Source organism: Blastomonas sp. UPD001, assembly GCF_003426715.1.
Classification (GTDB): Bacteria; Pseudomonadota; Alphaproteobacteria; order Sphingomonadales; family Sphingomonadaceae; genus Blastomonas.
Window position 1 is genome coordinate 1,597,732 of the sequence record NZ_QKVT01000001.1, and the last position, 6,640, is coordinate 1,604,371.

7 protein-coding genes and 1 pseudogene are annotated in these 6,640 nt (G+C 66.9%); 1 reads left to right on the plus strand and 7 read right to left on the minus strand.

All coding sequences use genetic code 11. The features are described from left to right. The 3 genes and pseudogenes from DM995_RS21780 to DM995_RS08195 form a co-directional block, all read right to left on the minus strand. Positions 1 to 289, minus strand: a pseudogene (locus tag DM995_RS21780) (hypothetical protein); the annotation flags it as partial. Next, positions 276 to 1,232 carry a FecR family protein gene (locus tag DM995_RS08190; protein ID WP_157973124.1) on the minus strand — a complete coding sequence of 319 codons (957 nt, stop codon included), beginning with the start codon at positions 1,230 to 1,232 and terminating at the stop codon, positions 276 to 278. The pseudogene DM995_RS21780 and the gene DM995_RS08190, both read right to left, overlap by 14 nt. A gap of 36 nt (positions 1,233 to 1,268) precedes the next feature. After that, on the minus strand, positions 1,269 to 1,757 hold the full coding sequence (locus tag DM995_RS08195; RefSeq protein WP_232824188.1) for an RNA polymerase sigma factor: 489 nt from the start codon (positions 1,755 to 1,757) through the stop codon (positions 1,269 to 1,271). A gap of 315 nt (positions 1,758 to 2,072) precedes the next feature. Here DM995_RS08195 and DM995_RS08200 point away from each other — a divergent pair, with 315 nt between their 5' ends. Next, on the plus strand, positions 2,073 to 2,492 hold the full coding sequence (locus DM995_RS08200; RefSeq protein WP_116969100.1) for a hypothetical protein: 420 nt from the start codon (positions 2,073 to 2,075) through the stop codon (positions 2,490 to 2,492). Between the two features lie 50 nt (positions 2,493 to 2,542). On the opposite strand, the gene DM995_RS08205 is transcribed toward DM995_RS08200, so the two are convergent. The 4 genes from DM995_RS08205 to DM995_RS22215 form a co-directional block, all read right to left on the minus strand. Continuing rightward, on the minus strand, positions 2,543 to 3,679 hold the full coding sequence (locus tag DM995_RS08205) for a hybrid sensor histidine kinase/response regulator (RefSeq protein WP_116970376.1): 1,137 nt from the start codon (positions 3,677 to 3,679) through the stop codon (positions 2,543 to 2,545). Further along, positions 3,676 to 4,242 (minus strand): chemotaxis protein CheB, encoded by a 567-nt coding sequence (locus DM995_RS08210; protein ID WP_116969101.1) that lies wholly within the window; start codon positions 4,240 to 4,242, stop codon positions 3,676 to 3,678. Before DM995_RS08210 ends, DM995_RS08205 begins: the two co-directional genes overlap by 4 nt. Further along, on the minus strand, positions 4,239 to 5,078 hold the full coding sequence (locus tag DM995_RS08215; protein ID WP_198669299.1) for a CheR family methyltransferase: 840 nt from the start codon (positions 5,076 to 5,078) through the stop codon (positions 4,239 to 4,241). Before DM995_RS08215 ends, DM995_RS08210 begins: the two co-directional genes overlap by 4 nt. Further along, positions 5,063 to 6,640, minus strand: a 1,578-nt coding sequence (locus tag DM995_RS22215; protein ID WP_232824190.1) for a response regulator, incomplete at its 5' end; no start/stop codon positions are given. The genes DM995_RS08215 and DM995_RS22215, both read right to left, overlap by 16 nt.

Sequence of the window (6,640 nt, forward strand, 5' to 3'; positions counted from 1 at the left end):
CCAAAAGCCGAACGGCGCGGGCGTTGCTGTCGTCGAGCAGCCGCCGCAACGCTTCCTCGGCCGACATCACCCCGCGCAGCCGCCGCACCCGCTGTGCGCCAAGACGGCGATCGGTCAGGCCGATGCTGATTCCCGCCTGCTGTCCCAGAGTAACGATCGCGCTGTCGAGCCGTCCGGCGGCGATGTCGATCCGCGCCGGAGCTTCGGCCTGCGCCTCGACCGGTGCCGCGAGAACGCACAATGCGGGGAGGAGATACCGAGCCGTCAGCAGGCCGTCACGGCTGCGCATCGATGTTCACCAATTCCCAGCCCTCGGCGCGCCTCACCGCACGCGCCCCCAATACCGGGGCGATCTGCGGCAGGGCATCGGCATGGCGCCCGGCGACCTGCAGGATGCCGCTGAACCGCGCCGCCGCCAGCTCGGGCGAGACCGTGACCCGGGTCCCCAGCGTGCGTTCGAGCGCCTCAGCCACCTCGCCGAGCGGCGCATCGGCAAAGGCGATCTGGCCCGATCGCCAGCCGCCGATATGACTGGCCGCGACATCGGACAAGGTGATGCGCCCGCTCGCGCCATCGATCTGCGCGCGACCTCCCGGGTTCAGCCGGACATTCTCGCCTTCCGGGTTGACGATCACCGCACCTTCCGACACCGCCACGTCGAGGCCTGCGCCGCTGCGCACGACGTTGAACGCGGTGCCGGCATCGACCAGCCGGACATCGCCGGCCTCGACGACGAACGGGTCGGAATCGTCGTGCCGGACGATGAACATCGCCTCCCCACGCTCCAGCCTCGCGAAGCGCGGTTCGCTCCGATCGAGCGCGAGGCGCGTGCCGCCGTTGACGAGGATGCGGCTGCCGTCGTCGAGCGCGATCGTGCGCGTCTGACCGTTCGGGGTGATGACGCTGTAGGGCTGCGGCCGCATCTGCCAGAGCGGGATCAGCAGGATCGCGAGGATCGCGGCCGCCAGCGCGAGATAGCCGCTCCGCCAGCTTCGCGCACGGCTCGGCAGAGCGGGCGTCTCGTCATTCGCCGGTTGCGGCAGGGCAGGGGCGGCGGCGATCATGTCAGCCATCCAGCTGCCGGCGGCCATCGCCGCGTCATAGGCCTCGTTGTTGCGCGCATCGGCATCGAGCCAGTCGGTCAGCGCGTCCCATCCGGCAAAATCGGCCTCCTGCGAGGCCAGAACCCATTCGAGCGCTTCCTGCCGGATCTGTTCGTTCGTGTCTGTCATGCTGACCATCCTGCAAGGTGGACGTCACCGCCGGGCTCATTCCGCATCCTGCGTCTCCTTGAGGCGGATCAGCGCGCGATAGGCCTTTTGCAGATCCTTCTCGACGGTGCTGAGGCTGAGCCCCCGATGCTCGGCGATCGCGCGCTGGCCCAGGCCCTCGATACGGAACAGGCGGAAGATGTCGAGCACCCGCTCGCCCTCGGCGCGCAGCACCGCCTCGGCTTGCGCCAGCGCCTGTCGCGCCGCGAGCGCGCGGTCGGGCAGCGGTGCGTCCGAGGCTTCCGCATCGTTGGTATTGATCTCGATCCATTCGCCGTCGCGCCTGCGCGCGCGCTGCGCCGAGCGATAGCGATCGTGCATCACGTTGTTGAGCGCGCGGAACAGATAGTTGCGCGGTTCGGCGACCGGGCTGGCCTGCGCCGTCGCCAGCCGCAGCCAGGTGTCCTGCAAGATGTCCTCGGCCGCATCGCCCGCACCGCGCGCGCGCAAAAAGCGCAGGAAGCTCTCCCGCTCTTGCAGCAGCAAGGCCTGCAGGCCCTGGAGGGGCGGTGATGTTCCGGATTCAGGCAAGACCAGGCTGACCTTTGGGGTGGCGCACATGCTGGCAGACGTCACGCCCGATACCAAACCGTAAGGCCGATACCAGATTTATTCGGCGAACGGAAAAACGATGCGGGATCGTTCGGCGGGCGACGTCTTCCCCCTGCAAGCGGCCATCACCCCCGGCCGGCTTGACGCGGTCCAAATGCCCCCTGGACCTGATGCACCTTGAGGGAAACGTTGTGCTAGCCGTTCCCTCAAGGTGCATTTCGCTGCAGGGGCGTAGGTCGGAGTGTCCTGTTGTCACGCGTGTTGATCCTGATCGCAGCAGCATTCCAGGCCATGGCACCGGCGGGCGGTACGATGCGACATGCCCCCGGCGCTGACCTGATCTTCGTCCCTCCCCTGCCCGATGATCAGCCTGCCCCTGTTGGCGGGGAAGCCGAGTGCCTCGCGCTGGACCAGGTTCGCGCGATCCGGATCATCGCCGGTACCGGCATCGTCTACAAGGTGTCGAACCACCGGCAATTCATAAACCGCGTGCGCGGCCAGGGCGATGCGCTGGCCGATGGCCAGGTTTTGCACATCCAGTCGAAAGGACCCCTGCTGTGCGCAGGAGACGTCGTCTACCTTCTCGACGGCCTGACGGGCGCGAGCGTGAGCTTTGTCGGACTGGGCAGGTTCGAACGCTATGATGCACCGGTGGCGCGGCGCCGCTAGGCGCGCGTGGCTTCATCTTCTGTCGGGCGAGCGTGGGTGCGCGCGCGGGTTCAGGCCAGCGGGAGCCAGACCTCGAAGTTGCTGCCTTCGCCCGGCGCGCTGCGCGTGAGCAGGATGCGCCCGCCGTGCAGCTCGACGAGCTGCTTGACCAGCGCCAGGCCGATGCCCAGCCCGTCCTGGTTCATCCGGCCATCAGGCGCGACCTGCGCAAAGATGTCGAAAATGCGTCCCTGCTGCTCGGCGGCGATGCCGATGCCATTGTCGGCGATCTCGATCTTCGCCCAGCGATCCTCGGTGCGCAGCGTCACGCGGATATCGCCGCCATTGGGGGTGTAGCGTGCGGCGTTGGTGATGAGGTTGCCGACGATCTGGGTGACGCGCGCATGGTCGCCGCGCAGCCTGACCGGCGCATCGGGCAGCGACACGTGCAACCGGTGGCCCGCCGAATCGACGATCGGCTGCACCGTCTCGATGGCGAAGCCGACGACGTCCTGCAGCAGCAGTTCCTCGTGCCGCAGCGAGATCTTGCCCTGTTCGATGCGCGAGATGTCGAGCAGGTCCTCGACCAGCCGGGTCATGTGGCTGAGGCTGCGGTTCATCGCGCTGCGGATTTCGGGAACCGCATCGGTGCCCTCGCGGCGCTCGAGCAACCTGAGACCCGCGACCAGCGCCATGATCGGGTTGCGCAGCTCGTGCGCCAGCACCGCGAGAAACCGGTTCTTCTGCGCATCCGCCGCCTGCAGTTCGAGCCCCATCGCGGCCAGGCTGTCGCGCTGCTTCGCGATCTGGCGGCGCTGATTGTAGAGCTCGAAAAAGACGTTCGCCTTGGAGCGCAGGATATCGGGCTCGATCGGCTTCTGGATGAAATCGACCGCGCCCGCCTCATAGCCGCGAAACCGGCGCGCGGTATCGCCGCTGCCGGCGGTGACGAAGATGATCGGCACATGACGCGAGCGTTCGCTGCCACGCATCAGTTCCGCGAGTTCGAAGCCGTCCATGCCCGGCATCTGCACGTCGAGCAGCGCCAGCGCGTATTCGTGCACCAGCAGCAGTTCGAGCGCTTCCTCGCCGCTGCGCGCCTTGTGGCATTCCAGCCCGTCGCTGTTGAGCAGCGCTTCCAGCGCGACGAGATTTTCCGGCAGGTCGTCGACCAGCAGGCATTTGACTGGCTCGGCGACGGCGCTCATGCGGCCGCCCAATCGCGCAAATGGGTGACGATGTCGGCAAAGCTCATGGCCCGGGCCGAGGGGCAGGCCGCGAGCGCGGCGGCGGGCATGGTCGATACCTCGGCGGTCACCGGGTTCTCGACCAGCGCAACCCCGCCTGCCGCACCCACCGCCTTCAGCCCATCGGCGCCGTCATGGTTCGCGCCGGTCAGCACGATCCCGGTCAGCGCCGGGCCATAGGCATCGGCGGCGGATTCGAACAGGACGTCGATCGCGGGGCGCGAATGGTTGACCGGTTCCTCCGAGGATAGCGCGAGGGTTCCGCCCTCCTCGACCAGCAGGTGATAATCCGCCGGCGCGAAATAGATCATCCCCCCCGTCACCATTTCCTTGTCCTCGGCTTCCTTGACCTGAAGTGCGCATTTGGCGGCCAGCAGCTGGACCAGGGCATTGTCCCGGCGCGGCGGGACATGGACCACAACGAAAATGGGGAGGGGAAAGTTTCCCGGCAAGGCCGGAAGAATCTGCGACAGCGCCTGCACGCCCCCCGCCGATGCCCCGATCACCACCGCCTTGTCGGTCATGTCAGGCCCCGCTGGTAGATTTTCTCGTCGCTGACGAATTCGCTGAACGCTCCGGCATGCTCGCTGAAGCGCAGGCTTTCCTTCGAGCCCAGGCCCAGGAAACCGCGCCGCGCGAGCGAATCCCTGAACAGTCCGACCGCACGGTTCTGCAGCTCGCGGTTGAAATAGATCAGCACGTTGCGGCACGAGATCAGCTGCATTTCGCCGAACACGCTGTCGGTGACCAGGCTGTGGTCCGAGAACACGACCTGGTTGCGCAGCGACTTGTCGAAGACCGCGCGGCCATAGTCGGCGGTGTAGTAATCCGACAGCGAGGTAAGGCCACCTGCCTGCTGATGGTTCTCGGTGAACAGCCGGATCCGGTCGAGCGGATAGACGCCGGCCTCAGCGGCCTTCAGCGCATTGGGGTTGATGTCGGTAGCGTAGAACATCGTCTTGTGCGCCAGCCCTTCCTCGCGGAACAGGATGGCGAGCGAATACAGCTCCTCGCCATTGCTGCACCCGGCGACCCAGACCTTGAGCGAGGCATAGGTGCGCAGGTGCGGGATCACCTTTTCGCGCAGCGCGCGGAAATAGGAAGGATCGCGGAACATCTCGCTGACCTGGACGGTGAGATAGTTGAGCAGCCGCGGCAGCATCGTGCGGTCGTGCAGCACATCGGACTGCATCGCCGAGATGCTGTCATAGCCCAGCTGCTTGCGCGCATGCAGCAACCGGCGCTTGAGCGACGCGCGCGCATAGCCCCGGAAATCATAGTGATAATGCTGGTACACCGCCTCGAGCAGCAGCTCGATCTCGATATCCTCGATATTCTCGGCCATCAGCGCGGCATCCATACGCGCACCAGCGACAGCAGCTTGTCGACATCGATCGGCTTGGCCATATAGTCGTTCGCGCCGGCGTCCAGACAGTTCTGCTGGTCATCGGGCATCGCCTTGGCGGTGAGCATGATGATCGGCAGCCTGGCCCATTTCGCCTCGCTGCGGATGGTGCGCGCCGCGGTAAGCCCGTCCATCACCGGCATCATCACATCCATCAGCACCAGGTCGATCGCCTTGTCCGAATCCTCGCCTGCCGCTTCCAGCGCGTCGATCGCCTCCTGGCCGTTGCGCGCGATCTGCGTCACCACGCCGCGCGGTTCGAGCACGCTGGTGAGCGAATAGACGTTGCGCACGTCATCCTCGACGATGAGGATGCGGCGGCCTTCGAGCGCGGCGTCGCGGTGGCGCGCCTTCTCGATCATCTTGCGCTGTTCGGGCGGCAGATCGGCGACCACCTGGTGCAGGAACAGCGACACTTCGTCGAGCAGCCGCTCGGGGGACTTGGCGCCCTTGATGATGATCGAGCTCGAATAGCGCCGCAGCCGCTGCTCCTCGTCGGCGGTCAGTTCGCGCCCGGTATAAACGATCACCGGCGGGAAGGCGTGGTCCCCGTCGGCGCTCAGCTCCTCGAGCACGGCAAAGCCCGACGCATCGGGCAGCGACAGGTCGAGCACGACACAATCGAACGCCTCGCCGCGCAACCGGGCAAGGCAATCGGCCGCTGTGCCGACGCCCACGGTCTCGACATCCTGCGACTTGAGCAACTGACCCACCGCCTCGCGCTGCACGGCGTCGTCCTCGACGATCAGCACGCGACGCATCCGCGACACCAGCTTGGCCTGGAGCGTCGCCAGCACCTCGGCGAGCTCGTCGCGCCGCGCGGGCTTGCCGAGAAAGCCGACCGCGCCCAACGCCAGCGCCGTCGGGCCCTGATCGGCTCCCGAGATGACATGGATCGGGATGTGCCGGGTTTCGTCCTTGTGCTTGAGCTGGTCGAGCACGGTGAGGCCCGACTGGTCGGGCAGGCCGATATCGAGCACGATCGCGTGCGGGCGATATTCGCCGGCCAGCGCAATCGCCTCCTGCGCGGTGCTGGCGACGATGCACTGGAAACCCATCTCGCGCGACAGGTCGCAGACGATCCCGGCGAAGGTCGCATCGTCCTCGATCACCAGCAGCAGCTGCTTGCCTTCGCTCAGCACTGCGCGGTCGTCGGCCGCGATCCGCGGCACGGCACCCTGTCTGGCGGCGCGCTGCCGGGGCGCGGCGGGAGCCAGTTGGCGCGACGGTACCAGGGCGGGATCATAGGCAATCGGGATGGTGAGCGTGAAGCGGCTGCCTTCTCCGACCTTGCTTTCCAGGCTGATCCTGCCGCCCAGCAGCCGCGCCAATTCGCGCGAGATCGAAAGACCCAGTCCGGTTCCGCCGTATTTGCGGCTGATCGTCCCATCGGCCTGCTGAAACGCCTCGAAGATGCTGTCCTGCTGTTCCTGGGCGATCCCGATCCCGGTATCGGCGACGCTGATCGCCAGCCGGTCCTCGCCGACGGGCGCGAAGCCGAGCCGGACGCTGCCGCG

What these genes read in the sequence shown, in the direction of transcription:
- DM995_RS08190 (WP_157973124.1), bottom strand. Translation starts at nt 1,232, where the DNA reads ATGACAGACACGAACGAACAGATCCGGCAGGAAGCGCTCGAATGGGTT.
- DM995_RS08215 (WP_198669299.1), bottom strand. Translation starts at nt 5,078, where the DNA reads ATGGATGCCGCGCTGATGGCCGAGAATATCGAGGATATCGAGATCGAG.
- DM995_RS08205 (WP_116970376.1), bottom strand. Translation starts at nt 3,679, where the DNA reads ATGAGCGCCGTCGCCGAGCCAGTCAAATGCCTGCTGGTCGACGACCTG.
- DM995_RS08210 (WP_116969101.1), bottom strand. Translation starts at nt 4,242, where the DNA reads ATGACCGACAAGGCGGTGGTGATCGGGGCATCGGCGGGGGGCGTGCAG.